The sequence below is a fragment of the Caballeronia sp. M23-90 genome, from assembly GCF_053574605.1.
On record NZ_JBSIPA010000937.1, the window covers coordinates 1 to 736 of the forward strand.

The window sequence follows — 736 nt, forward strand, 5'->3', positions numbered from 1 at the left end:
GCCTCGAGTTCTTTTGAGTTCCACGATCGGCCCATTCCGGTACTCGGAGGGTTTCCGTGGCTATAGCATTGAGATCCAACGGGAATCGTAGGGAAACCTCGCCGTTCATGAGTCGGGGGAGGAGGATGTCACGGGCTTTTGCGAGTTGCAGATTATGAGTCGCCAAGTTCTCAATTTGATCGAAAACGGGTTTGGCGAAATCGGAAAAATTCTCAAGTGCCAGCCGAGCTGGAATAGTGATTTCGATACCAGAAAATTTTGACTTGTTAACATTTGCCATGGTCGCACCACCCCCCATTCCTTCAAGCAAAGGTTTCAAATCTTTAGCCATAAAGTAGGCCCAGTATGTAACAAATTCGTTAACCGGAACGATGCTGTTAATCTGCTGATTTGTCTGGGCAGGTGAAGCGTTAAAAGCCACCGCCCCGACTGTACCGATGCAAGAAACGAGAATCGACCGGGGAGGAAGAGTCTTGTTGCTCTGGGTCTTTGCGCCTACTTCGGAAAGCGACTCGCTTGTATGAACTACAAGAGCATTGCCGTGCATGTCCGGCGTTTTAATGAATGGTAAATCATTGCCGTAATTTTCAGCTTTTTTTTTGCTGGGCGTTTTTCCTGTGATTACTTTTCCCAAATCACCTATTGTCCCCTTCTCCCACCCCTCCGGCACGCCATCCACAACCTTGACATGCTCATGGCCGGGAAAGCGAAGCCGCACGAACCACTCCCTGTAGAG

1 protein-coding gene is annotated in these 736 nt (G+C 49.3%); it reads right to left on the minus strand.

Features of this window, described 5'->3' with window-relative positions:
* Positions 1–718, minus strand: a 718-nt coding sequence (locus ACRXB1_RS37145) for a restriction endonuclease subunit S (RefSeq protein WP_449494914.1), incomplete at its 3' end; no start/stop codon positions are given.
* Positions 719–736: the final 18 nt, after the last annotated feature.